This window comes from Bacillus sp. jun7 (assembly GCF_051034795.1).
GTDB classification, from domain to species: domain Bacteria; phylum Bacillota; class Bacilli; order Bacillales; family Bacillaceae; genus Bacillus; species Bacillus velezensis.
This window is the reverse complement of record NZ_CP093219.1, coordinates 1,903,950-1,927,555: the sequence shown is the minus strand read 5'-3', so window position 1 is coordinate 1,927,555 and position 23,606 is coordinate 1,903,950. Positions and strand designations below refer to the sequence as shown.

Annotated in this window: 26 protein-coding genes; 20 read left to right on the top strand and 6 right to left on the bottom strand. The window is 47.3% G+C overall.

Annotated elements, in window-relative coordinates:
• Positions 1-78 precede the first annotated feature (78 nt).
• From gsiB to MJQ52_RS09205, 3 genes are all read left to right on the top strand, one after another.
• Positions 79-450 carry a glucose starvation-inducible protein GsiB gene (gsiB, locus tag MJQ52_RS09215; RefSeq protein ID WP_012116853.1) on the top strand — a complete coding sequence of 124 codons (372 nt, stop codon included), beginning with the start codon at positions 79-81 and terminating at the stop codon, positions 448-450.
• 133 nt (positions 451-583) lie between these two features.
• Positions 584-925: a cupin domain-containing protein gene (locus MJQ52_RS09210; RefSeq protein ID WP_025649973.1), complete on the top strand. Its 342-nt coding sequence runs from the start codon at positions 584-586 to the stop codon at positions 923-925.
• The gene (locus tag MJQ52_RS09205; RefSeq protein WP_021495086.1) at positions 919-1,278 is read left to right on the top strand and encodes a DUF4937 domain-containing protein; all 360 of its coding nucleotides are present in this window, start codon (positions 919-921) and stop codon (positions 1,276-1,278) included. The genes MJQ52_RS09210 and MJQ52_RS09205 overlap by 7 nt, the downstream gene beginning before the upstream one ends.
• 36 nt (positions 1,279-1,314) lie before the next feature.
• Here the strand turns inward: MJQ52_RS09205 and MJQ52_RS09200 are convergent, their stop codons facing one another.
• Both MJQ52_RS09200 and MJQ52_RS09195 read right to left on the bottom strand, forming a co-directional pair.
• The gene (locus tag MJQ52_RS09200; protein WP_014416954.1) at positions 1,315-2,136 is read right to left on the bottom strand and encodes a manganese catalase family protein; all 822 of its coding nucleotides are present in this window, start codon (positions 2,134-2,136) and stop codon (positions 1,315-1,317) included.
• A gap of 83 nt (positions 2,137-2,219) precedes the next feature.
• A complete protein-coding gene (locus MJQ52_RS09195; protein ID WP_017419232.1) occupies positions 2,220-3,272 on the bottom strand; it encodes a TRAP transporter substrate-binding protein in 1,053 nt (350 codons plus the stop codon).
• An 80-nt stretch (positions 3,273-3,352) separates the two neighbouring features.
• On the opposite strand from MJQ52_RS09195, the gene MJQ52_RS09190 reads away from it, so the two are divergent.
• From MJQ52_RS09190 to MJQ52_RS09155, 8 genes are all read left to right on the top strand, one after another.
• The gene (locus MJQ52_RS09190; RefSeq protein WP_014416956.1) at positions 3,353-4,975 is read left to right on the top strand and encodes an ATP-binding protein; all 1,623 of its coding nucleotides are present in this window, start codon (positions 3,353-3,355) and stop codon (positions 4,973-4,975) included.
• Positions 4,950-5,621, top strand: coding sequence for a response regulator (locus MJQ52_RS09185; RefSeq protein ID WP_003156219.1), 672 nt, complete (start codon positions 4,950-4,952; stop codon positions 5,619-5,621). The genes MJQ52_RS09190 and MJQ52_RS09185 overlap by 26 nt, the downstream gene beginning before the upstream one ends.
• 108 nt (positions 5,622-5,729) lie before the next feature.
• Positions 5,730-6,986: a C4-dicarboxylate transporter DctP gene (gene dctP, locus MJQ52_RS09180; RefSeq protein WP_012116859.1), complete on the top strand. Its 1,257-nt coding sequence runs from the start codon at positions 5,730-5,732 to the stop codon at positions 6,984-6,986.
• Between the two features lie 185 nt (positions 6,987-7,171).
• A complete protein-coding gene (locus MJQ52_RS09175; RefSeq protein WP_058906577.1) occupies positions 7,172-8,221 on the top strand; it encodes an AI-2E family transporter in 1,050 nt (349 codons plus the stop codon).
• Positions 8,222-8,322: 101 nt separating this feature from the next.
• Complete coding sequence (locus MJQ52_RS09170) at positions 8,323-9,249, top strand: ABC transporter ATP-binding protein (protein ID WP_094247222.1); 927 nt, start codon at positions 8,323-8,325, stop codon at positions 9,247-9,249.
• Positions 9,242-10,009 (top strand): ABC transporter permease, encoded by a 768-nt coding sequence (locus MJQ52_RS09165; RefSeq protein ID WP_007410217.1) that lies wholly within the window; start codon positions 9,242-9,244, stop codon positions 10,007-10,009. Before MJQ52_RS09170 ends, MJQ52_RS09165 begins: the two co-directional genes overlap by 8 nt.
• Positions 10,010-10,103: 94 nt before the next feature.
• Positions 10,104-10,439, top strand: coding sequence for a hypothetical protein (locus MJQ52_RS09160; protein ID WP_003156210.1), 336 nt, complete (start codon positions 10,104-10,106; stop codon positions 10,437-10,439).
• A 114-nt stretch (positions 10,440-10,553) separates the two neighbouring features.
• A complete protein-coding gene (locus MJQ52_RS09155) occupies positions 10,554-11,699 on the top strand; it encodes an acyl-CoA dehydrogenase family protein (protein WP_094247221.1) in 1,146 nt (381 codons plus the stop codon).
• Between the two features lie 26 nt (positions 11,700-11,725).
• On the opposite strand, the gene fbpB is transcribed toward MJQ52_RS09155, so the two are convergent.
• A complete protein-coding gene (gene fbpB / locus MJQ52_RS09150; RefSeq protein ID WP_003156206.1) occupies positions 11,726-11,872 on the bottom strand; it encodes a Fur-regulated basic protein FbpB in 147 nt (48 codons plus the stop codon).
• Complete coding sequence (locus tag MJQ52_RS09145) at positions 11,859-12,038, bottom strand: Fur-regulated basic protein FbpA (protein ID WP_003156203.1); 180 nt, start codon at positions 12,036-12,038, stop codon at positions 11,859-11,861. Before MJQ52_RS09145 ends, fbpB begins: the two co-directional genes overlap by 14 nt.
• 213 nt (positions 12,039-12,251) lie before the next feature.
• Here MJQ52_RS09145 and MJQ52_RS09140 point away from each other — a divergent pair, with 213 nt between their 5' ends.
• Positions 12,252-13,145, top strand: coding sequence for a cation diffusion facilitator family transporter (locus MJQ52_RS09140; protein WP_025853732.1), 894 nt, complete (start codon positions 12,252-12,254; stop codon positions 13,143-13,145).
• On the opposite strand, the gene MJQ52_RS09135 is transcribed toward MJQ52_RS09140, so the two are convergent.
• The gene (locus MJQ52_RS09135; RefSeq protein ID WP_003156200.1) at positions 13,142-13,459 is read right to left on the bottom strand and encodes a thioredoxin family protein; all 318 of its coding nucleotides are present in this window, start codon (positions 13,457-13,459) and stop codon (positions 13,142-13,144) included. The two genes, MJQ52_RS09140 and MJQ52_RS09135, sit on opposite strands and share 4 nt — an antisense overlap.
• A 153-nt stretch (positions 13,460-13,612) precedes the next feature.
• Between MJQ52_RS09135 and MJQ52_RS09130 the strand changes: the two genes are divergently transcribed.
• The 5 genes from MJQ52_RS09130 (at position 13,613) to MJQ52_RS09110 (ending at position 20,011) form a co-directional block, all read left to right on the top strand.
• Positions 13,613-14,698, top strand: coding sequence for a D-alanine--D-alanine ligase (locus MJQ52_RS09130; RefSeq protein ID WP_025853731.1), 1,086 nt, complete (start codon positions 13,613-13,615; stop codon positions 14,696-14,698).
• 76 nt (positions 14,699-14,774) lie between these two features.
• On the top strand, positions 14,775-16,145 hold the full coding sequence (locus MJQ52_RS09125; protein ID WP_025853730.1) for a UDP-N-acetylmuramoyl-tripeptide--D-alanyl-D-alanine ligase: 1,371 nt from the start codon (positions 14,775-14,777) through the stop codon (positions 16,143-16,145).
• A 330-nt stretch (positions 16,146-16,475) separates the two neighbouring features.
• A complete protein-coding gene (gene cshA / locus MJQ52_RS09120; protein ID WP_025853729.1) occupies positions 16,476-17,960 on the top strand; it encodes a degradosome RNA helicase CshA in 1,485 nt (494 codons plus the stop codon).
• A gap of 115 nt (positions 17,961-18,075) precedes the next feature.
• Positions 18,076-18,555: a PH domain-containing protein gene (locus tag MJQ52_RS09115; protein ID WP_003156195.1), complete on the top strand. Its 480-nt coding sequence runs from the start codon at positions 18,076-18,078 to the stop codon at positions 18,553-18,555.
• Positions 18,545-20,011 carry a PH domain-containing protein gene (locus MJQ52_RS09110; protein WP_094247219.1) on the top strand — a complete coding sequence of 489 codons (1,467 nt, stop codon included), beginning with the start codon at positions 18,545-18,547 and terminating at the stop codon, positions 20,009-20,011. Before MJQ52_RS09115 ends, MJQ52_RS09110 begins: the two co-directional genes overlap by 11 nt.
• Here the strand turns inward: MJQ52_RS09110 and MJQ52_RS09105 are convergent.
• Positions 20,008-20,607: a rhomboid family intramembrane serine protease gene (locus MJQ52_RS09105; RefSeq protein ID WP_003156193.1), complete on the bottom strand. Its 600-nt coding sequence runs from the start codon at positions 20,605-20,607 to the stop codon at positions 20,008-20,010. The two genes, MJQ52_RS09110 and MJQ52_RS09105, sit on opposite strands and share 4 nt — an antisense overlap.
• A 92-nt stretch (positions 20,608-20,699) precedes the next feature.
• Between MJQ52_RS09105 and acpS the strand changes: the two genes are divergently transcribed.
• From acpS to alr, 3 genes are all read left to right on the top strand, one after another.
• Positions 20,700-21,065: a holo-ACP synthase gene (gene acpS, locus MJQ52_RS09100; RefSeq protein ID WP_070081400.1), complete on the top strand. Its 366-nt coding sequence runs from the start codon at positions 20,700-20,702 to the stop codon at positions 21,063-21,065.
• 164 nt (positions 21,066-21,229) lie between these two features.
• A complete protein-coding gene (locus MJQ52_RS09095) occupies positions 21,230-22,237 on the top strand; it encodes a LolA family protein (RefSeq protein WP_003156191.1) in 1,008 nt (335 codons plus the stop codon).
• A 116-nt stretch (positions 22,238-22,353) separates the two neighbouring features.
• Positions 22,354-23,523 (top strand): alanine racemase, encoded by a 1,170-nt coding sequence (alr, locus tag MJQ52_RS09090; RefSeq protein ID WP_077721837.1) that lies wholly within the window; start codon positions 22,354-22,356, stop codon positions 23,521-23,523.
• The last annotated feature ends 83 nt before the right edge of the window (positions 23,524-23,606 follow it).

Below are 23,606 nucleotides of genomic sequence, written 5' to 3'. Positions count from 1 at the left end.
TTCAATGTGTTTTCTTTGTTTAGCAGTTCTGAAATCGGGAAACCAACAACCAACACCAATTAAAGGAGGAATTCAAAAATGGCACAAGATAATAACAAAATGAGCAGAGAAGAAGCAGGTAAAAAAGGCGGAGAAGCGACAAGCAATAACCATGACAAAGAATTCTATCAGGAAATTGGTCAAAAAGGCGGAGAAGCCACAAGCAAAAATCACGACAAAGAATTCTATCAGGAAATCGGTGAAAAAGGCGGAGAAGCCACTAGCAAAAATCACGACAAAGAATTCTATCAGGAAATCGGTGAAAAAGGCGGAGAAGCCACTAGCAATAACCATGACAAGGAATTCTATCAAGAAATCGGCCAAAAAGGCGGAGAAGCCACAAGCAAAAATCATGACAAAGATTTTTATAAAGAAATCGGCCAAAAAGGCGGAAACAGACGAAGCAGCTAATAAAAGCATAAAGGCAGAGAACCTGCAGATCAAAAGCGATCCGGCGCATCAGCTGGATCGCTTTTTATTTTGGGAAAATCTTGATCTGAGCCGCCGTTGCGATACAATTAAATGAAAAAGGGGTTTTTCACTCGTGTCTGACATGCTGAATTTGCTCGCTATCGCCAATAAAGTCAAAGAAAAACACGACAATTTTTCAATCGCGGAGATCAATGACCACTGTGTGCGCCTCGCAGTGTTTACGGGAGAATATGACTGGCACCATCACCCTGACTCAGATGAATGGTTCATCGTTCTGGAAGGGGAGCTGCTGATTGATTTTAAGGACAAAGAAACCGCAGTGCTCAAAGCAAATGACAGCCTGCTCATCCCGAAAGGCACGATTCACCGCACCCGCTCTTACGTCAGAACCGTGAATCTCTGTGTCGAGCATGCGCATGCGAAAACAGTCATCACAGAGGGACTGCCATGCTGATCAAAAAGATTGTATGTGAAACAGACGCCGCAAACGCTGAAGCATTTGCGCAAGCACAGTCAAGGTGGGGAGCATTATCATGTGTAAATGGCTTCGTCAAACAGGCCGGCGGCTGGCGGAAAAACGCAGACGGCCTGTTCATTGCAGAGATCATCAGCGTTTGGGAGAACAGACAAGCCTATGATGATTTTATGGAGAACGAACATGACCGCATATACGAAGAAAACGAGCAGAAGGCTGCGATTCTTTCAATAGAAGTGATGCTGTACGAAGAGGATGAACCTGTCATTTATAAGCTGTTACATCATCCGGACATCCGATACGAACCGGACTGGACGGTTCTGAAGGCATAATGAAAGCCCAAAACAGTTTGTTTTGGGCTTGTGTCTTTACTCGCGTCCGGGAAGCGTGTTATGGACATACGGCGGGACGGGGTCCAGCTTAGCTATTTCGCCGTGCGCTTTCGGTTCCTTTTCGTATTCAAATGGTTCTCCGTCCGGCGCTGTTTCCTTCAGCCAATTTTGTTCAGCGCTTTCTGCTCCATCTGAGAAATGAATAAGCTTATGGGAGAATGATTGTTTTTCCAGCGCCTTCGGGAATGTGGAAGGAACGATCGGACCTTCCTGTTCTTCTAATTCTTTAATGGCCGCAAGCCATTGGTTTTGATGCATGGTATCGCGGGCCAATAAAAAGCTGAGCATATCTTTCACGCCTTTATCATCGGTCATTTCATACAGGCGTGCGACTTGAAGCCTTCCTTGTGATTCGGCGTTCAGATTGGCGCGGAAGTCTGCCAGAAGGTTTCCGCTTGCGACGATATAGCCTGCGCTCCACGGAACGCCCGTGCTGCTCTCCGGCATTGCGCCGAGTCCTGAGACAATGGCATGATGCGGATTCATCCCGCCTAAAATGGACCCGATGACCGGATCATCAGCCGCTTTTTCCTGCTCTGCCAGCGGGGCGTCTTCTAACAGTCTCGCAATCATCGTCGCGATCATTTCGACATGGCCGATTTCTTCCGTCGCGGTATCCATCAGAAGATCCTTATATTTTTCATTGCCCCGTGTATTCCATCCTTGGAACAAATATTGCATGGCGACGGATATTTCCCCGTATTGTCCCCCTAAAATTTCCTGCATCTTTTTTGCGAACAGCGGGTCAGGACGATCCGGTTTAGCCGGATGCTGCAGTTTTTTCGTATGTGTAAACATGTCTCCATCTCCTTTTTTGATCTGTCCCTATTTACTTCCCCGGCGGGAAAAGGGATGAAACGGAGATGGGCGTATTGGTCCTGCTAAGGCTCGCGGCGCAAGGATAACAAATCCTGCACAAGCCCGCGGCCGATCACCTGTTCATATTGTCCGTAAATCGGGTCGAGGCGTTTCATCCATGTGTTCTTTTCCGCTTTGCTCAGCACATGAATATGAATGGATGAATTCTTCTTTATCTCTTCAAGCTGGTCTTTATTCATTTTCTCAGCGGAGGCTTCGTTCCATTCCGTCGTTTCTCTCATCGCCTCCGTTAAGATGGTTTTCGTTTTTTCTGTCTGCGAATTCCAGAAATGCTCGTCGGTCATCACGGCATAACCGAGGTACCCGTGATTGCTGATTGTCAAATAATCTTGAACATTATAAAATTTTTTAGAATAGATATTTGAAATCGTATTTTCTTCTCCGTCTACGAGATTGCTTTCCAAGAGCTGAAACGTGGAATTAAAGGAATCCTGCCGCGGGTGCGCGCCGAGCAGACGGTACTGGTCTTCGATCACGCTGCTCGGCATGATCCTGAGCGCCTGTCCTTTCAAATCGTCCGGAGTGAAGATCGGCCCTTTATTTGACGTGAGCTGCTTAAACCCGTTCGTCCAGTACGCCAGTCCTTTCAAATGATGCTTTTCTAATGAAGCGAACAGGCGTGTGCCGATTTTGCCGTTGAGGCCTTCTTGCACGGCTTTATAGTTTGTAAACGCGTACGGCAGATCCAAAACACCCCATTCGGGAGACAGTGATCCGAGCTTTGAGGTGGAGGGAGCGATGAATTGCACGTCCCCGTTTTGGAGGGCGTTTATTTCTTCATTATCTGAATAGAGGCTCCCGTTTGGAAACACCTCTACTTTAATGGTGCCGCCGGACTTTTGATAGACAAGGTCCGCAAACTTATTCGCCGCCCGCCCTTTAGGCGTGTTCTCAGCAACGACATGGCTGAATTTGAAAACGATTTGATCTTTCAGGCCTTCCTGTTCGTCATCATAATACGGTTCTTCCGTTGAGAAACGATCATGAAAGCCGATGAATAAAGCGGTTCCGATACCGAGTACCATCAGGCTGAGACAAGTCAGCAAGCTTTTCATCGAAAACCCCCTCCGCCATTTTCTATAACAAGCATAATCGGGCGGGCCGTTTTCGTAAAGAGACGGAAAGGAAGAGGCCAATGACGAAAAAAAAGCTCACCATCCGCTGGAAAATCACCATACTTTCGTATATCGTCGTGCTTTTTACCTTTTTGATCGTCGGCATCGTGCTGATCGGCAATATTCAGCATACAGAGGAGCGCGAGCTGAAAAAACGGCTGATGAATACCGCGCGGACGGTATCTGAGATGACCGATGTCAAACGCGCCCTAGAGCAGAAAAAACAAAGGGAAGACGTGCGCCATGCGGTCGAAGAAATAAGGATCATCAATGAAGCGGACTACATCGTCGTTATGGATATGGATCATATTCGCTATTCACATCCCGTCAGCACAATGATCGGAAAGCGTTCAAGGGGTGAGGACGAAGCCGCGGCGTTCGCCGAGCACATTTATTTTTCCGAAGCAAAGGGAGAGATCGGCACCGCCGTCCGCGCTTTTTATCCCATCAAAGACCGGGATTTGAATCAGATCGGCGTCGTTCTGGCCGGTAAAACGCTGCCCGGATTCGGTGAAATTCTTCTTCAGCTGAAACATGAAATACTGTTTATCGTTCTGCTGGCGCTCGGGTTCGGACTGGCCGGCTCCTTTTTGCTGGCCCGCCACATCAAAAAACAAATGTTTTGGCTGGAGCCCCATGAGATCGTGAGAATGTATGAGGAACGGACCGCTACGTTTCATTCGATGAATGAGGGCGTCATCGCGATCGATAATCAGCATCACATCACCATTTTTAATGAAAAAGCGAAGCAGATATTCAATGTCAGACAAGAGACCGATGGCAGGCTGATCTGGGACGTGTTAAAAGATTCGCGGCTCCCTGAGATCGTCGAGCGGAACCGAGCCGTATATAATGAAGAAATCCAAGTCAGCGGAAAGGTGATCATGAGCAGCAGAATTCCGATCGTCATGAAAAAGAAGGTCATCGGAGCCGTCGCCATTTTTCAGGACAGGACGGAAGCGGCGAAAATGGCGGAAGAACTGACCGGCGTGAAAAATTTTGTCGATGCGCTCAGAGTCCAAAATCATGAACATATGAACAAGCTTCACACCATCGCGGGACTGATTCAGCTCGGAAAATCAGAAAAAGCGCTCCAACTTGCTTTTAAGGAATCATCAGAACAAGAAAGCGTCACCGATTTTCTTCATCAGGCCATTCAGAATGACGCTGCGGCGGGGCTGCTGTTAAGCAAAATCAAAAGAGGAAAAGAGCTTGGCATTTCTGTGAAAATTGATGAAAACAGCAGTTTCTCGGCATTTCCGGAGCATGTCGACCAGCATGACATCGTCGTCCTGCTCGGCAATTTAATTGAAAATGCGTTCGGCGCATTCGAAACAGCGGACACGGAGGACAAACATATTGACATCAGTATCGAGCAAAATGATGAAGTGCTTGCTATATTAATAGAAGACAACGGAAGCGGGATTTCCGATCAGCACATCCCGCGCCTTTATGACAAAGGGTTTACCGTCAATAAAACGGGAGGAACGGGATACGGCTTGTACCTCGTCAAACAAATCGTCGACAAAGGGATGGGCGTTATTGAAGTCGACACACGGCAGGGACAGGGAACGGCATTTTCTATTTTATTTCCGATGAAGGGGGAGGAATCATTCGATGGACATCAAGGTGCTGCTTATTGAAGATGATCCGATGGTGCAGGAGGTGAATAAAGAGTTTATCACCGGTGTTTCGGGGTTCAGCGTCATCGCCACAGCCGCTGACGGAGACGAGGGAATCAGGCTTATTAAAGATCTGCGGCCCGGGCTCGTGGTATTAGACGTATATATGCCGAAAAAAGACGGAATTAAAACGCTCCAGGAAATCAGAAAACAAAAGCTCGAAGTGGACGTCATCATCGTCTCGGCCGCAAAAGACAAAGAAACAATCCAGCTTATGCTGCAAAACGGTGCGGCCGACTATATTTTGAAGCCGTTTAAGCTGGAGCGGATGAGACAGGCGCTCGAAAACTATAAACAATATAAACGGAAAATTGAAGAGCATGACACCATGTCGCAAGAGCAGCTTGACATGCTGCTTAAAATTCCGCAAAATCCGTCCCGGGATCTGCCGAAGGGGTTAAATCATTTTACGATGAATGAAATTTTGACCTATATGAAACAGCAGACGGAGCCGCTTTCAGCCGAAGAAGCCGCCAAAGCGCTCGGAATCGCCAGGGTGACGGCGCGGCGTTATCTTGATTTTCTTGAGAAAGACGGCCAGATTAAGCTCGACATTCAATACGGGGGAGTGGGCCGGCCGGTTAACCGCTACAAATTCGTCCGCTAGCCGAGACCAAAAAGACCAAAATGTCCGTTATGATCATAAGCTTCCCCTCTTTGTTTGAAAACGCTATCATTTTCATATAGACGCAGCGAGAGGCAAGGGGGAGTAGGGATGAAAATTTTCAAAAATCTTACGGTGCAGGTCATCACGGCGGTTATCATCGGCGTCATTGTCGGACTCGTATGGCCTGAGGCCGGGAAGCAGATGAAGCCGCTCGGCGATACATTTATCAATGCGGTAAAAATGATTATCGCACCGATCATATTCCTGACGATCGTGCTTGGCATCGCCAAGATGGGAGACATGAAAAAAGTCGGCAAAGTCGGGGGAAAAGCATTTATTTATTTTGAAGTCGTGACCACCATCGCCCTTATTATCGGACTTCTGGTCGTCAATATCATGAAACCCGGTGAGGGGCTTGATTACAGCAAGCTTGAAAAAGGGGATGTCTCCCAGTACACGCAAAACGGGGGACAGGGGATTGACTGGATTGAATTTATCACTCACATCGTTCCGTCAAATATGGTTGACGCTTTCGCAAAAGGCGACATTCTTCAGGTCTTATTCTTTTCTGTTTTATTCGGTGTCGGCCTGGCGGCGCTCGGTGAAAGAGGCAAAAGCATTATTGATTTCTTCGATAAACTGTCGCACGTTTTTTTCAAAATCATCGGCTACATCATGCGCGCGGCGCCGATCGGCGCATTCGGGGCCATGGCCTATACGATCGGGCACTTCGGCCTTGATTCCATCAAGCCGCTGGCGAGTCTGATGCTGTCTGTATACGTTACGATGTTCCTGTTTGTATTTGTCGCTTTGAATATCATTTGCAAACTATTCGGTTTCAGCTTGTGGAACTATCTCCGTTTTATTAAAGATGAACTGCTCATCGTTCTCGGCACAAGCTCTTCTGAGTCCGTCCTTCCGCGGATGATGGATAAAATGGAGCGCTACGGCTGTTCCAAATCGGTTGTCGGCCTTGTCATTCCGACGGGATATTCTTTTAACCTGGACGGCACCTCGATTTATCTGTCCATGGCGACGGTTTTTCTGGCGCAGGTGTTCGGTGTTGACCTTACCATCGGCCAGCAGGTTACGATCATTCTCGTGCTGATGCTGACATCAAAAGGCGCGGCGGGCGTAACCGGAAGCGGATTTATCGTGCTCGCCTCCACTTTATCGGCGCTTCAGGTTATTCCGCTGGAGGGGCTGGCGCTGCTCCTCGGCGTCGACCGCTTTATGAGTGAAGGAAGGGCGATCGTCAACCTGATTGGAAACGGAATCGCCACCATCATCGTAGCCAAGAGCGAAAATGAGTTTGACGAAGCGAAAAGCACACAGGCCGTAAAAGAAATGAAAACGGCGGTATAAAAGGAAAGGAACGGCATGCATCGGGCATGCCGTTCTTTTTTTCGGCTGCCATGAGTAAAAAAGATAAATTTGTTTAAATTTATTAGGAGGTGGACAAAGACCTTAGCGTCATTTTGTTATATAATTTACAATTAGAGAGTGAAAGATGAAATCTAAGGGCTTTTTGTCCTAGCAGGAGTGTATAAATGGCGGCTATTTTTAAATTTTTTCAGCATCCGGGTGTCAGACGTTTTTCGGTTTTTCTTGTTTTGACTGGGGTGTTAGTTGTATTCCGAAGTATGATTAATTTGATTTTGCTTACGTTTATTTTTACTTTTCTGATGGATCGGCTGGAGACTGTCATCCGGCACGTGTTGAACCATTTTTTCCGGATCAGCCAGAGGGTGGTCATCACCATTTTATATATTGCGCTGGCTGTCGGGGCGACTGTCGGAGGCTTTGTCTTTTACCCGATTGTTGCCAAGCAGATTGAACAGCTGATTAAGCAGATCAAGCACATCGCGTATCATCCCGATGTCATTCCGTTTTATGATGAGATATCGAGCGTGTTCGGCGATATCAATATCGGTTCCTATGTAAAAGAAGGTTTTAATGTACTGTATACATACTTGGCCGATATCAGCACTTTCGGTTTGCAGGTCGTGATGTCACTGATTCTCAGCATGTTTTTCCTGTTCGAGAAAAAGCGGCTCACGGAGTTTATGAAAAAATTTCAGCACAGCAAGCTGTCTGTTTTTTACTACGAACTTGCTTATTTCGGCAGCAAATTTGCGAGAACATTCGGCAAAGTGCTTGAAGCCCAATTTATTATCGCGCTGGTGAACTGTATCCTCACCTTGATCGCATTGGCGATTCTGCATTTTCCGCAGCTGTTCGGCCTGTCCATCATGGTCTTTTTCCTCGGGCTCATTCCCGTTGCGGGTGTGGTGATTTCGCTCATTCCGCTCAGCATCATCGCTTATACGACGGGCGGTGCAGCGTATGTCATCTACATCGTGCTGGTCATTTTCGTCATCCATGCGATTGAGACGTACTTCCTTAATCCGAAACTGATGTCAGCGAAAACGGAACTGCCGATCTTTTTTACCTTTACGGTTCTGATTTTCTCAGAACATTTCTTCGGCATTTGGGGCTTGATTATCGGAATTCCGATTTTTGTGTTCCTGCTTGATATTCTGGATGTCGTCAATAATGAGGACAAGGAAAAAAACGGACCGGCTCCTGATAAGACATAACGTCGGCTCCGGCTCTTCACGAATATATGACTAATGTTATAATGCAGACAGTGCCTATGTACGGGCACTGTTTATTTTTTGTGAAAAAGGAGGAAGGCTGTATGACTGAGCCGATTTTACATATTGAAGGCCTTGACAAAACAATAGGCAAAAAGCACATTTTAAAAAACATCAGCATGGATGTCAGGCAGGGCGAGATCATCGGTTTGCTCGGTCCGAACGGGTCGGGAAAAACCACACTTATCCGAATCATCGTCGGCCTTTTAAAGAAAAACAGCGGCACGATTACAATTAACGGCTTTCAGCACGATGCTGATTTCGAAAAAGCGCTTGAATCCGTCGGAGCGATCGTGGAAAATCCTGAATTCTACCCGTACCTGACGGGGTGGGAAAATCTGAAGCACTTTGCCAACATGCACAAAAACATCAAAGAGGACAGGCTTCAGGAAGTCATCGAGCGGGTCGGGCTCAGAAATGCCGTTCATGACAAAGTTAAAACGTATTCCCTTGGCATGCGTCAGCGTCTCGGGATTGCACAGGCCATTCTTCACCGTCCGAATCTGCTCATTTTAGATGAACCGACAAACGGGCTTGATCCCGGCGGAATGAAGGATTTCCGCGATCACTTAAAGGAACTCGCGGAGCTTGAAGGGACGAGCATCCTTTTTGCGACGCATTTATTGCGTGAAGTGGAGGACCTTTGCGACCGTGTCATCATCATTCAAAAAGGTGAGATCAAAACAGAGGTTGTTCTGCGCGGCGCTGCGGAAAAAGAAGAAAAAGCCATCCTCGACATTCAGCCGGCTGACGAAGCATTCGAATGGCTGTCCCAGCAGCAATTCGTTCCGGAGAAAAACGGCGGGAGCATTACCGTCACCGTAGCGAAGAAGGACATCCCGGCATTAAACCGTGCGCTCGTCGGACAAGACTTTCTCGTGTATTCCATCATGCCGTATGCGGAATCGCTGGAGGATGAATTCATGAAAGTGACGACGGCGCTTCAAGAGGAGGGGGAGACGAATGTTTAAATTGACAGCGAATGAGCATATGAAACTCTTTAACCGAAAAGTCTCATTAGTGGCGCTGATTCTGATGGCTGTTCTCCAATTTATTATGGCGCTTGTCATTAAACGGCTTGTCATCAGTTCCGGAACGGATGAGAATTTCATCGGCTATATGGCGTACGCCCCCGGGCTGAATATTCTGCTTGAGGCATTAACAATCGTGATCGCGGCAACGATCATTTCCGCTGAATTTGATAAGAAAACGATCAAATTTTTGTTAATCCGTCCGGTAAAGCGGGAGCGGATTTTTGTATCTAAACTCATTACCGTATTTTTGGTCAGCTTGTACCTGTACGCGGCGTACTATATTCTGTCTCTGCTGTTCGGCATGGCTTTCTTCGGAGTGTCGGTGACATCTGAATCAGGGACGCTTCTGATGAACACCCTGAAAGTAATCGGCACGAACTGGGTCGAGGCGTTTGCGATGGCATGCTTTGGCTTGTTGTGTTCTTCTGTATTCCGAAACAGCGCAACGGCCGTCATTTTGTCATTTATCGTGCTGTACGGCGCAAAATCACTCGTGACGATTATGTCGCTCTTCCAAAACAAATGGGGAAGTTTTCTGCTGTTCGCAAATACTGACCTGACGCAATATATGAGCGGGGCGAAACCGCTGTTTGCGGGAATGACGCCGTTATTTTCCGCAGGCATTATCATTATCCATATCGTATTCTTTTTAGCCGTCGCTTGGTGGAGCTTTTGCAAACGAGATGTTCGGGTATAAAGTAAAGGAATGACATTTTTGTGAAAAAGATCACGATAAATCAATAATTTATGCTATTTTGATTTATAATAAAGGTAATGACGGAGGTGCTCACTTGAGAAATTTTATTACCGCATTACCGATTGTGTTATTGCTTGGTTTTTCCTTTGTGTCATTCATGTTTCAATTCGAACATCTTGTTTATTTCAGGCTTGCGCTGGGTTTGTTTTCTACAGTGGGGCTGTTTCTCTTATATAAAATGAAGACGGGATTCCGTTATTTCATCATCTACCTGTATGCAAGCTGGATCGTGCTTGCGGCGGTTACCGCGTTTGAAGAGCCGATTTTTTCAAGCTTTTTCTTTGGCGGGCTTGTGATGACGATGGGTTATCTCACATATATGCTGATTTATCTCGGGCTCAAGCAGGACCGCGGCCCGGAAGCAGTCTGAACGCGCTATTCTATGGAATAGCGCGTTTTTTTGTACAGCCTTACAGTTGCGAAACGAGACTTGAATCTCTATAATACTTATTAACTTTATCGGAATTATAATGGGGGGATTCCAGTGTCTTTATGGATACAGAATGAACGGCAGCGGGAATGGATGGAAAAAATCGGCCTGCTTGCAGACGAATTTCAAAAAACAGCCGCGCTTGATGATGAGGCGGGCCGTTTTCCCGCGGAGAAAATTCAAAGACTGCGCGACGCGGGATATACGGCGTTAACGGTACCTGAGGCATTCGGCGGTGCAGGCATTTCCGTTTATGAGATGGTGCTGTTTCAGGAACGGCTGGCGCGGGGAGACGCGGCCGTCGCTCTCGGAATCGGCTGGCATTTATCCGTCATGGGTGAGCTCGGAGAAGGAAACAGCTGGGATGAAGATGTCTTTTCATTTATCACAAAAGAGGTGAAAAAGGGAGCCGTCCTGAACAGGGCAGCGACGGAACGGCAGACAGGCAGTCCGACGAGGGGAGGAAGACCCGGCACCTCCGCTGTCAAAAAAGACGGAAAATGGGTGCTGAACGGCCGAAAAACCTTTACAACCCTTTCGCTGACTTTGGATTATATGCTTGTGACGGCATGGATTGAAGAAAAACAAACGACCGGTGTTTTTCTCATTCATAAAGATCAGGCAGGCGTTTCAGTCGAAGAAACATGGGATATGATTGCCATGAAGGCGACCGGAAGCCATGATCTCCTTTTAGATCATGTCACGGTCAGTGACGAGCGGCTTGTGGAGCTTATCAGCGGGCCGAGAGCGGCGAAAGTGAATGGCTGGCTGCTTCACATTCCCGCCGCTTATCTGGGCATCGCTCAAGCGGCAAGGGACTATGCCGTCCGGTTTGCATCCGAATATTCGCCGAACAGCCTGAACGGACCGATTAAAGACGTGCCGGCCGTTCAGCAGCGTGTCGGGGAAATGGAGCTTGAATTGTTAAAAGCGAGACAGTTTCTCTTCACGGCGGCGCAAATGTATGATGACCCGAAACGCCGCCCTTTCATCAAAAGCGAGCTCGGTGCGGCAAAACATATTGTGACAAATGCCGTCCTTTCTGTTGTTGACAAAGCAATGAGAATCACCGGCGCAAAAAGCCTGGAGCGAAATAATCCGCTTCAGCGGTATTATCGGGATGCCCGGGCCGGCCTTCACAATCCGCCGATGGACGATGCGGTCATCGGCAAATTAGCGGCGGAAGCCTTTGAGCAATAAAAAAAAGAGCCTGAAAAAGGCTCTTTTTATGTATGGCTGTTGTGCCGGAGCAGTTTTTGATGCTTGCGGTCAATTCTGTCATAGATCACATTCATTAGCTTCTGATTATTCATAATGGCCGCCTTGTTTTCTTTTATCAGCTGTTCGTATGTTTTTATTTTACGTTTCGCCATGAGCCCGCACCTTCCTTACATATTTGTATTCGCTTTCTAATTCTCCGAGCGATAATTCATATAAATGCCGTTCCGACTTTTTGTATATTCCGTTATTGATCAGCAAATGGATCAGATGTTTTTTTCGTCCTTCAACTGATGATCTGAGCTGAGGAGAAGACCTCATGATTACCCTCCTAATCAAATGATATTGATAATCATTATCAGTTAATGAAAGTATACAATGGACATATTCATATGTAAAGGAAAAATACCGCCAATTTTTCGACAAAAAGTTTCCCGGGGAATAATGCTGTCGAATATTGCATTTGGTCAGATCAAAGCTGCTATTTTTCCGCTTTTCCATCCATACTATGAATGAGAATGGAGGAGTCCTTACATGAATGATCAAACGGCAAACTTAAAACGGGGCGAAAAAGGCGCGATTCTTAATATCGCCGCGTACCTCATCCTTGCCGCCGTCAAACTGGTGATCGGTCTTATTTATCATTCCGAAGCGCTCAGAGCGGACGGGTTAAATAATGCCACGGATATTGTCGCATCACTGGCTGTGCTGATCGGGCTCCGGATTTCCCAGCGCCCCGCGGACAGTGATCATGCCTACGGACATTATCGGGCTGAAACAATTTCTTCATTAATTGCGTCTTTTATTATGATGGCGGTCGGTATTGAAGTGCTGATCGGAGGAGCAAAGGTGATTGTCAGCGGAACGGAGGCCGAGCCGAGCTTCATTGCGGCATGGACGGCGCTCGGAAGCGCGATTGTCATGTACGGCATGTATGTATATAACAGCCGTCTTGCGGATCGGGTTAAAAGTTCTGCGCTTCATGCGGCGGCGAAAGACAGCCGTTCTGACGCCTATGTCAGTATTGGGGCGTTTATAGGCGTCTTAACGGCCCGGCTTCATCTGCCGTGGATTGATCCGGTCATTGCTTTTCTGATCGGAATCATCATCTGTAAGACGGCATGGGACATCTTCAAAGATGCTTCCCACTCATTAACGGACGGGTTTGATCTGAAAGATTTGGAGCCGTATAAACACACAGTGAAAGAAATAAAAGAGGTCAGCAGGCTGAAGGATGTGAAAGCAAGGTATTTGGGGAGCACGGTTCATGTGGAAATGGTCATTACGGTAGATCCGGGACTGTCTGTGAAAGAAGGCCATGAAGTAGCCGATGAAGTCGAATATGCAATAAAACATGAACATGATGTGACTCATGTCCATGTTCATGTAGAGCCTGAAGTCATAAACAAAGATCGTGAAACGAATTAAATATGCTGTGATAAAAACTCTGTGACTTCTTCGGGCGTTTTCGCGTTTGCGCTGTGAAGATGCGCTTTCTTTTCGCCGTTTTTAAAGATCAGAAGGCTCGGTATGCCCATTACCTGATATTTGTCGGCAAGCTCAGGGAGCTCGTCTCTGTTCAGCTCATACCAATCATTTTGATTATATTCTTCCAAAATATCGCCGATGAACATATTCATGCGCGTGCAGTCAGGGCACCAGTCAGCGAAAAATTTCACGATGATTTCCTTGTCGGATTGAATAAGTTCATTAAATTGTTCTGTTGTACTGATTTTTTTCATATGACACATCTCCTTTTCCATGCCATTTTAATATAAAATAAAAAGGAATTACATACAAATGCTTTCATATTCAGAATGCCCAAAAATAATTAGATCATTTTCTGAGGAAAGTGATAAGATAGTAAAGATGAATTGTTGTGGGGGGAATATCCATTGAAAACAAGTCTAGGATTGGTGTACGGCGGAAAGTCAGCCGAACACAATGTATCGCTGCAGACAGCATTAGCTGTAACAAAAGCGCTTAATACTGAGAAGTTTGATATACATCCGATTTACATCACTGAAAAAGGAGAATGGCAAAGAGGCCCGCTGCTGACTGAGCCGGTGTCCAACGTGAAAATGCTTCAGCTGGAACAAAACGGTGAAAGTTTCGCTCTATCAGCATTGAACCGGGAAATGTTTCCAGAAGCGTCGCCTGACGAAAAGGCGCCGATCGATGTCGTATTTCCGCTTCTCCACGGACCGAACGGTGAAGACGGCACGATTCAGGGTCTGCTGGAATTGCTGAACGTTCCTTATGTCGGCAACGGCGTGCTTGCATCATCAGCCGGCATGGATAAAGTCATCATGAAGCATTTGTTTGCTCAAGCGGGGCTTCCGCAGGCGAAGTACGCCGCTTTTTTAAAAAAGGACTGGAAACAGACGCCGGACAGCTGCTTACAGCAGGTTGAAGAGGAGCTGGGATATCCGTGCTTCGTCAAACCGGCGAACCTCGGGTCAAGCGTCGGAATCAGCAAATGCCGAAACCGTGAAGAGCTTGAAAAAGCCTTCGAACTGGCTTTTGAGTATGACCGGAAAATTGTGGTGGAAGAAGGAATCGCCGGCAGAGAAATCGAAATCGGCGTGCTCGGAAATGACGAACCGAAATGCTCCGCCGTCGGTGAAATCGCGCCGAAAACCGACTTTTACGATTACAAAGCGAAATATGAAGACGGCGACACGGATTTAATGATTCCCGCGCAAGTGACGAATGAACAATATGCGGTAATCAGCGAGATGGCGATTAAAGCCTTCAAAGCGATTGACGGATCAGGCCTTGTCCGCGCCGATTTCTTCCTGACCAATGACGGTCAAGTGCTCATTAACGAAGTGAACACAATGCCGGGCTTTACGCCATTCAGCATGTTCCCGCTGCTTTGGAAAGAAGCAGGCGTAGATTACAGTGATCTGATCGAACAGCTGGTTGAGCTGGCAAAAGAACGCCATGCCGAAAAACAGCTGATTAAACATACATTTTAATGAAGACGGACACTGCCTGAAGGGGCAGTGTCTTTTCCCGTAACAGACAACATTTTCAGAAAGCGAGGTGCCACCTTTGATAAAGCGAACTGTAAAACGAATCGCCGACATGGTCAAAGGCACACTGACAAATCCTGTATTTGAACAAACAATGATTGAGGGCGCCGCAACCGATACGCGGACTTTGGAAAAAAATCAGCTGTTCATTCCTTTAAAAGGCGAGCATTTTAACGGCCACACTTTTGTGCCGCAAGCATTCGAAAAAGGCGTTTCCGCGGTGTTGTGGGACCGCTCTGAACCGAATCCGCCGGAAGAGCGTGCTGTCATCCTTGTCGATGACACGCTGGAGGCGCTGCAGACATTGGCGAAAGCTTATTTGAAAGAACTCGGCACACGGGTCATCGGGGTGACCGGGAGCAACGGAAAAACGACAACGAAAGACATGCTTCACGCCGTTCTCGGCACTCAGTACCGCGTTCACAAAACCGCCGGCAATTTCAACAACCATATCGGCCTGCCGCTGACCGTGCTTGCCATGCCTGAAGATACAGAAATCGCCGTTTTAGAAATGGGAATGAGCGCGAGAGGCGAAATTGATTTTCTGAGCCGTCTTGCTGAACCGGAAGCTGCCGTCATTACCAATATCGGCGAATCCCACATGCAGGATTTAGGCTCAAGAGAAGGAATTGCGGAGGCGAAACTTGAAATTATAAACGGACTTCGGGAAGACGGCGTTCTGTTTTATTTCGGGGATGAGCCGCTGCTCCGCGAAAAGGCGTACACTTGCCGGACAACGACATACGGCGCAGGCGCTGACAATGATCTCCGTCTGAAAGAAATAAAACAGGCGGAAGAAGGCACGTACTTCAATATCGACGGGATCGAACGTTCTTTCTTTATTCCGGTTCTCGGCAGACATAATGTGATGAATGCCATGGCCGCATACGCCGCCGGCATCTATTTCGGCATTACGCCGGAAAATGCCGCTCTGGGACTGAGCCGCCTGAAGGTGACGGGGATGAGATTGGAACTGGTTAAAACGGACAACGGCATCTCGATCGTAAACGACGCGTATAATGCGAGCCCGACGTCAATGAAAGCGGCGGTCGAATTAATCGAAACGATGAAAGGCTATCGGAAGAAAATGCTCGTGCTCGGTGATATGCTTGAACTCGGTGATGAAGAAAAAGCATTCCACGAAGAATGCGGAGCTGCGATCAATCCGGCGGAAATCGACCATGTATTTACTTACGGCACACTCGGCGCATTCATCGCTGACGGAGCGCGCCGGCATTTTGAAGAAGGGCGCGTCAGCCATTATCTTGACAAAAAAGAACTGCTTTGCGCCATACAGGAAAAGACCGCTTCCGGCGATCTCCTTCTGTTTAAAGCATCAAGAGGTATGAAGCTCGAAGAAATCGTTAAAGATTTATTAGAGAAGAACTGAAAAAATACCGATCAGCATCATAAAAATATACAAAAATGAAGAAACTAATTCAGGGTGAAATAATTCTGTCCGTATGAAAAAGAAAGGCCGCCGGCTGGGAAATCCCGTCCGGCGCGGGGTCCGGCCTCGTTCGCGGGAAGAATCCGGTCAGGCCGCTTCCGGCCGCCTGACCATCTCGCCTTATTGAAAAACACATAGTGTAATGGTAAGATTAAACGTAAAGTAATTCGGGCTTTGTATACGTATGATCCTGTCCTTTGGATGAAAGGGCAGTTTTTAGTGGTAAATCACGACATTACTGAAACAGCAATCAGAAGGAGTTTGAATAATTTGACTATAACGTTTCAAGATTTCCAATTAAGTTCTGATCTCATGAAATCAATCAATCGTATGGGATTTGAAGAAGCAACACCGATTCAGGCACAAACGATTCCGCTCGGACTTTTAAATAAAGATGTCATCGGACAAGCGCAAACAGGTACAGGTAAAACAGCTGCGTTCGGTATACCCCTTGTTGAAAAAATGAACCCCGAGTCTCCTAATATTCAAGCAATCGTAATCGCGCCAACCCGTGAATTAGCCATTCAAGTATCTGAAGAGTTATATAAAATCGGACAAGATAAGCGTGCGAAAGTGCTGCCTATTTACGGCGGTCAGGATATCGGACGTCAGATCCGCGCATTGAAGAAAAACCCGCATATCATCGTAGGTACGCCGGGGCGTCTTCTTGACCATATCAACCGCCGCACGATCCGTTTAAACAACGTGAACACGGTTGTCATGGACGAGGCTGATGAAATGCTGAACATGGGATTCATTGATGATATTGAATCCATTCTCTCAAACGTGCCGAGCGACCACCAAACGCTCTTATTCTCAGCAACAATGCCTGCGCCGATCAAACGGATCGCAGAGCGTTTCATGACTGAGCCGGAACACGTAAAAGTAAAAGCGAAAGAAATGACTGTGTCCAACATTCAGCAGTTCTACTTGGAAGTGCAGGAGCGCAAAAAATTCGATACGCTGACTCGTCTTCTTGACATTCAGTCTCCGGAACTTGCGATCGTATTCGGCCGTACAAAACGCCGTGTTGACGAATTGACGGAAGCGCTGAACCTTCGCGGATATGCGGCTGAAGGAATTCACGGCGACTTAACGCAGGCGAAGCGTATGGTAGCGCTCCGCAAGTTTAAAGAAGGTGCGATCGAAGTGCTTGTAGCGACTGACGTTGCTGCCCGCGGACTTGATATCTCAGGTGTTACCCACGTTTACAACTTTGACGTGCCTCAAGATCCTGAAAGTTACGTTCACCGTATCGGAAGAACGGGACGCGCAGGAAAAACGGGTATGGCGATGACGTTTATCACACCGCGTGAGAAAAACATGCTTCGCGCGATCGAACAAACGACAAAACGCAAAATGGACCGCATGAAAGAGCCGACGCTTGACGAAGCATTAGAAGGTCAGCAGCAGGTGACGGTTGACCGTCTGCGTACGGCGATCAGCGACAACAACCTGAACTTCTACATGACGGCAGCTGCGGAATTGTTAGAAGATCATGATGCAGTGACAGTTGTGGCTGCAGCCATTAAAATGGCGACAAAAGAGCCGGACAGCACGCCTGTACGCCTCACTGATGAAGCGCCGATGGTCAGCAAACGCTATAAAAACCAGCGTACTTCTAAGCGCAGAGACGGCCAAGGCGGCGGCTACCGCGGCGGCAAAGGGAAAAACAACAACCGTTCTTCCTACGATAAAAAACGCTCAAGCGACCGCCGTTCTTCAGGTGACAGACGCCAGAAAAAATCATACTAAAACACAGGAAGCGGACCCTTTTACGGGGTCCGCTTTTTTTGATATGCCGGAAAGTGAATCTTTTTTGCAAATCAGCCGTATTTGTATGTATGATAAAAAATGGGAGGTAGGTATGTTGAGAGCACAGCCAAAAAATCGAATCAGTCCAAGCGGCTTAAAAGTCTGGCGTCTTCAGGAAATCATCCTGTCCGCCTTCTGTCTTCTGGCCGTTATAGCAGCAGCTGTTTTAAGCCATTTCTTCCATTGGCCGTATTGGATCACCGGAGTCCTCGGCATCATTTGGGTCATCGGTTCAGTGATATCCGTCTATGCCATACCGAAAATCAGGCACAGGATCTGGCGCTATGAGGTCCATGAAAATGAAATTGATATTCAATCCGGCATTTTTATAGTCAAACGGGTCATTGTGCCGATGGTGAGGGTGCAGCACGTAGATACTTCACAAGGCCCGCTCCTCAGAAGGTACCGCCTGGCCTCAGTCAAAATCTCCACGGCGGCAACCGTTCATTCCATTCCGGCGCTTGATATGGAGGAAGCTGACCGGCTGAGGGATTCCATTTCCCGTCTGGCAAGGGTGACGGAAGATGATGTCTGAGCCGAAACGTCTGCACCCGGCGGCCGTGATTTTGAACTTATTCCATATTATTATCGAAACCATTAAAAACATTATTCTGCCATTTTTTCTCGTCTATATTGTTAATTCCAACCACTTCATCCGCTTTTACGGAGGCATTGCGCTCGCTGTCCTGCTTATCTGGCTGATTACGGCAAGTGTGATCGAGTGGAGAAAATTTACATACCGGATTGAGGACGGAGAATTCAGAATTGAAGAAGGCTTGTTTTTTACGAAAAAGAGATACATCTCCATTGACCGGATTCAATCAATGAATACGAGTGCCGGCATCGTTCAGCAGCTTTTTAAGCTTGTTAAGCTTCAAATCGAAACGGCCGGCGACGGGAAAAACGCCGAGGCTGTCTTATCCGCCATTACTGTGGAAGAGGCGGAACGGATCAGAGCGGCTGTTTTTCAGCAAAAAGCGGAGCAAGAAGAACGAGGGGAGACCGCAGCGGAGCAGGAGCCGATGCGCGGGGAAGATGTGCAATCCGTTTACCGCCTGTCTGTAGGTGAGCTGCTTATGGCCGCCTCAACATCCGGGGGGATCGGTGTCATCATCTCAGCGGTATTCGCCCTCTTTTCTCAGCTTGATGAAGTACTTCCGATGGACTGGCTCTACGACAGGTTTTCTTTTCTCAAGCATGCGAGCATCGGCATATACGCCGTGATCATTTTCATAGGATTGTTCATCGCCTGGCTGTTAAGCATCGCCGGTATGATGATCAAGCATGCCAACTTTAAGATAGAAAAAAAGGAACACGAATTGGTCATTACGAGAGGAATTATTGAAAAACATCAAGTGACCATCCCGCTCCGTAAAATCCAAGCCATTAAAATTAAAGAAAATGTGATCAGGCAGTTATTCGGATACGCGACGGTTGCGATTGTCAGCGCCGGGAGTGCGGGGAATGAGAAAGAAGGAGCTCAGACGATTCTGTTTCCGATCATCCGCAAATCAAAGCTCGGTGTGATGCTGAACGGTTTCACACCGGATTACGTACTGGAAGAAAATCGGAATCATTTGCCGAAAAGGGCGCTGCGCCGGTATTTATTCCGCTCCGTTATCTTCTCGGTTTTCGTGATCATTCCGCTTTGTATTCTGTTTAAACCGTGGGGATATGCATCGCTCCTTGTGCTTCCCGTCGAACTGGTGCTGGGCTACGCCTCATTTAAGAGCGCGTCATGGTGCTTAAACGGCGGCCGGCTGCAGCTCACCACACGGCTGCTCGGGAAGACGACCACGATTATGCTGAGAAGAAGAATGCAGATGTTTGAAGTCAGCCGCTCCTTTCTGCAAAAAAGAAGGCGGCTCGCATCTGTGGCTACCGCAGTGAAATCAGCTCACCACATGGAGCATGTCATGCTGAAGGATGTCAGCGAGGAAGATGCCGAACGCATCGGGCGCTGGTATTCATATGAAAAAGCGGACGGTTAATACCGCCGCTTTTTTTGCTGCACGCATAAAAAGGAAAGCAAAAATCCGCCTGCCAGTCCGAACAAATGCGCCATAATGTTAATATTAGAATTGATAAACGTCGACAGTACCGCGATGATAAGCAGGGTCATAATCATTTTCGACTGATCCCGGCCGATCAGCTCCTTTCGGAAAACAGTCAGAAACACATACACGCCGAAAAGTCCGAAGATCGCGCCGGATGCGCCGACATGCACATAATCAAGCGGTTCGGCAAGATACGTGCCGATATTGCCGATAATGCCCGATGCGATGTACACAATCAGAAAACGGACTTTTCCGAGCATCTGCTCCAGCGGGGGCGCGAATAAAAAGAGAGACATGGAGTTAAACAAAAGGTGAGTGAAATTCGCATGTAAAAACATCGGTGTCACCAGCCGCCACCATTCTCCCGAGGAAACGCCGTAATTATAGCCGGTCACTGCATCTGACCACATCATGACGGAATGAAGCGGCATACTGAAAAACAGCCACAAGAACGCCTGCAGCGCCAAGATACAGCTGACGGCCGGATAACGTCTGATAAAAGTCTGGAAATTTTCCGTACGTATAAACATCGCAAGCCCCTTTGCATCTGATTTGTTACATATATAGTAACACGTTTATGACATAAACCGTTTTTTAGTACGGACTTTTAGGAGGAATTCACATGATTTTCGGAATCGGAATCGACATCGTTGAACTGCACAGAATTGAAAACATGATCAGCCGGCAGGCGAGGTTTCCGCAAAGAATATTGACGGAGGCTGAATACGCCCGTTTTACATTGCTGTCGGATAAAAGGAAAATTGAATTTCTCGCGGGAAGATTTGCGGCAAAAGAAGCCTTTTCGAAAGCATACGGCACAGGTATCGGCAAAGAGCTCAGCTTTCAGGATATTGAAACCGGAAACGACACGGCGGGCAAGCCGGTGCTGACCTGCGCCAAGCTGGACGGCGCGGCGGTTCACGTCTCCATTACCCATACAAAAGAATACGCCGCGGCACAGGTCGTGATTGAAAGGTTGTCACGCTAGTCTGCATATTAGCCGAAACCCCTTCATATATTTGATAGTGCATTAAGGGAGACAAGTTGTTTGAGGCTTTTATGGTACGCGTCCGTCCGTTCAGGGCGTACCGTTAAAGTCAAACAAGCGATTTCTTCCCTTTACATCAATTGAGAAGAAGGGGTTGAAAAAAGGTGAGAAAAAGCTTTGTTTTGCTTTTAACGGGACTGCTTGCCGTCCTTATTCTTTCGGCCTGCGGCCAAAAATCACAGGAAGATATCGTGAACGGTTTAGATAAGAAGGCGAAAGAATACACCTCGTACAAAGCGAAAGCCAAAATGACCATTCAGACGGGGAGTGATCCGCAAGTATACAATGTGGAAATCTGGCATAAAAAACCTTCCCTGTACCGGGTCTATCTGGAAAATCCGAAAAAAGACCAAAACCAAGTCATTTTACGGAACGCCAACGGAGTCTTTGTCCTTACGCCGTCTTTAAATAAGAGCTTCAGGTTCCAAAGCGATTGGCCGAATAACAGCAGCCAAGTATATTTGTTTGAGTCACTTGTAAAGGACGTGCAGCATGACAAAGACGCCGTCTATTCCGCCAAAGATAAAAAGTACACGTTTGAAACAAAAACAAACTATCAGCACAACAAAATGCTGCCGACTCAGGAAATCACTTTCAACAAAAAGGACATGAGCCCGTCGCTCGTCAAAGTGATGGATACAGACCGGAAAGTGATGGTAAAAGTCGAATTCAAAAGCTTTGAATTCAACAAGCCGTTTGATAAAGACTCTTTTGACGAGAAGAAAAATATGACGCTTTCCCAGATGGACGTCGCCACAAGCGCCAAGCCGTCTGATTCATTTGCGGTCAAAACACCGCTTCAAGTGCCGGCCGGCGTCAAAAAGCTTGAAGAGAAAGATATTTCAACGGCGGACGGCAAACGAATCGTCATGACTTACGGCGGAGAAAAATCCTTCACCCTTATTCAAGAAAAAGCCCATATCGCAAAAGCCGCCTCTGCCGTCACGCTGAAAGGCGAACCGGTTAATCTCGGCTTCACGGTGGCCGCATTATCTGATACGTCTTTAACGTGGACATATGACGGAGTCGATTATCTTCTGTCATCACAGGATCTGACAAAAGATGAAATGGTGGCCGCCGCCAAAAGCATGCAGGGACAGTCGTCAAAATAATGTCAAAAAAGAGGCCGCCGCTGTCGGTCTCTTTTTTGATTCCATTTCACTTTGCAGAATAATTTTAGTATGATAATAACAATATGAATTGAAAATAATGCTAGGAAGTGTATCGAATGAACACAGCATCCTTTTACAGAGAAACGTGGGCGGAAATCAACCTGTCCGCGATTAAAGAAAATGTCACGCATATGAAAAAACACATCGGGCAAAACGTCCATCTCATGGCGGTTGTAAAGGCGAACGCTTACGGCCACGGAGATTTGGAAGTTGGGAAAGCCGCGCTTGAAGCGGGTGCCTCTTGTCTTGCCGTAGCCATACTGGATGAAGCGATTTCATTGAGAAAACGGGGCATTACAGCGCCGATTCTCGTGCTTGGCGCCGTGCCGCCCGAATATGTACAAGCAGCTGCCGAGTATGACGTAACACTCACGGGGTATTCTGTTGAATGGCTTCAGGAAGCTGCGCGCCACCTCGGAGGTGCCACATTGCCGTTTCATCTGAAAGTCGACACCGGCATGAACAGACTCGGAGTCAAAACGGAGGAAGAAATCCAAAGCGTGTTAAAAATCCTCAGCCAAAATCCCGGTTTAGTCTGTAAAGGCGTATTCACCCATTTTGCTACCGCGGATGAGAAAAACAGAGATTATTTCCTCTTCCAGTTTGACCGCTTTAAAACATTGATCGCTCCGCTCCCTTTAAAAGAATTGATGGTGCACTGCGCGAACAGCGCCGCCGGACTTCGCCTTAAAAAAGGCTTCTTTAACGCGGTTCGTTTCGGCATTAGTATGTACGGGCTTCGTCCTTCTGCTGACATCCAAAGCGAAATTCCGTTTCAATTAAAGCCGGCTTTTGCGCTGCACTCTGTGTTATCCCATGTGAAAAAGATCCGCAAAGGGGAAAGCGTCAGCTACGGCGCAACATATACGGCAGAGAAGGATCAATGGATTGGAACGGTTCCCATCGGCTATGCAGACGGGTGGCTCCGCAAGCTGAGCGGCACGTCTGTGCTGATCGGCGGCAAACGGATGAACATCGCGGGAAGAATCTGCATGGATCAATTGATGGTCGAATTAGATCACTCTTATCCGCCGGGCACCAAAGTCACCCTGATCGGCAGCCAGAAGGAAGAAACGATCACGATGGATGAAATCGCAGGGCGGCTTGAGACGATTAATTACGAGGTCCCTTGTACCATTAGTTCCCGCGTTCCCCGTATGTTTTTGGAAAATGAGAGTATAATGGAAGTAAGAAATCCTTTACTGCAAGATAATACAAACAAGTAGCCGTCATCCGGAAAAAGAGAATTTATAAAACAGCTTTGCTTGACGTTTGAATAATGGTATCATTATGTCTGGATGGATGAATT

Bases quoted from the DNA above. Each gene is read 5' to 3' on its own strand.
- MJQ52_RS09170 (WP_094247222.1), top strand. From the start codon at position 8,323: ATGACTGAGCCGATTTTACATATTGAAGGCCTTGACAAAACAATAGGC.
- MJQ52_RS09190 (WP_014416956.1), top strand. From the start codon at position 3,353: ATGACGAAAAAAAAGCTCACCATCCGCTGGAAAATCACCATACTTTCG.
- MJQ52_RS09205 (WP_021495086.1), top strand. From the start codon at position 919: ATGCTGATCAAAAAGATTGTATGTGAAACAGACGCCGCAAACGCTGAA.
- MJQ52_RS09185 (WP_003156219.1), top strand. From the start codon at position 4,950: ATGGACATCAAGGTGCTGCTTATTGAAGATGATCCGATGGTGCAGGAG.
- alr (WP_077721837.1), top strand. From the start codon at position 22,354: ATGAACACAGCATCCTTTTACAGAGAAACGTGGGCGGAAATCAACCTG.
- MJQ52_RS09165 (WP_007410217.1), top strand. From the start codon at position 9,242: ATGTTTAAATTGACAGCGAATGAGCATATGAAACTCTTTAACCGAAAA.
- gsiB (WP_012116853.1), top strand. From the start codon at position 79: ATGGCACAAGATAATAACAAAATGAGCAGAGAAGAAGCAGGTAAAAAA.
- acpS (WP_070081400.1), top strand. From the start codon at position 20,700: ATGATTTTCGGAATCGGAATCGACATCGTTGAACTGCACAGAATTGAA.
- MJQ52_RS09145 (WP_003156203.1), bottom strand. From the start codon at position 12,038: ATGAGGTCTTCTCCTCAGCTCAGATCATCAGTTGAAGGACGAAAAAAA.
- MJQ52_RS09135 (WP_003156200.1), bottom strand. From the start codon at position 13,459: ATGAAAAAAATCAGTACAACAGAACAATTTAATGAACTTATTCAATCC.
- MJQ52_RS09105 (WP_003156193.1), bottom strand. From the start codon at position 20,607: ATGTTTATACGTACGGAAAATTTCCAGACTTTTATCAGACGTTATCCG.
- MJQ52_RS09110 (WP_094247219.1), top strand. From the start codon at position 18,545: ATGATGTCTGAGCCGAAACGTCTGCACCCGGCGGCCGTGATTTTGAAC.
- MJQ52_RS09195 (WP_017419232.1), bottom strand. From the start codon at position 3,272: ATGAAAAGCTTGCTGACTTGTCTCAGCCTGATGGTACTCGGTATCGGA.
- dctP (WP_012116859.1), top strand. From the start codon at position 5,730: ATGAAAATTTTCAAAAATCTTACGGTGCAGGTCATCACGGCGGTTATC.
- MJQ52_RS09200 (WP_014416954.1), bottom strand. From the start codon at position 2,136: ATGTTTACACATACGAAAAAACTGCAGCATCCGGCTAAACCGGATCGT.
- MJQ52_RS09140 (WP_025853732.1), top strand. From the start codon at position 12,252: ATGAATGATCAAACGGCAAACTTAAAACGGGGCGAAAAAGGCGCGATT.
- fbpB (WP_003156206.1), bottom strand. From the start codon at position 11,872: ATGGCGAAACGTAAAATAAAAACATACGAACAGCTGATAAAAGAAAAC.
- MJQ52_RS09175 (WP_058906577.1), top strand. From the start codon at position 7,172: ATGGCGGCTATTTTTAAATTTTTTCAGCATCCGGGTGTCAGACGTTTT.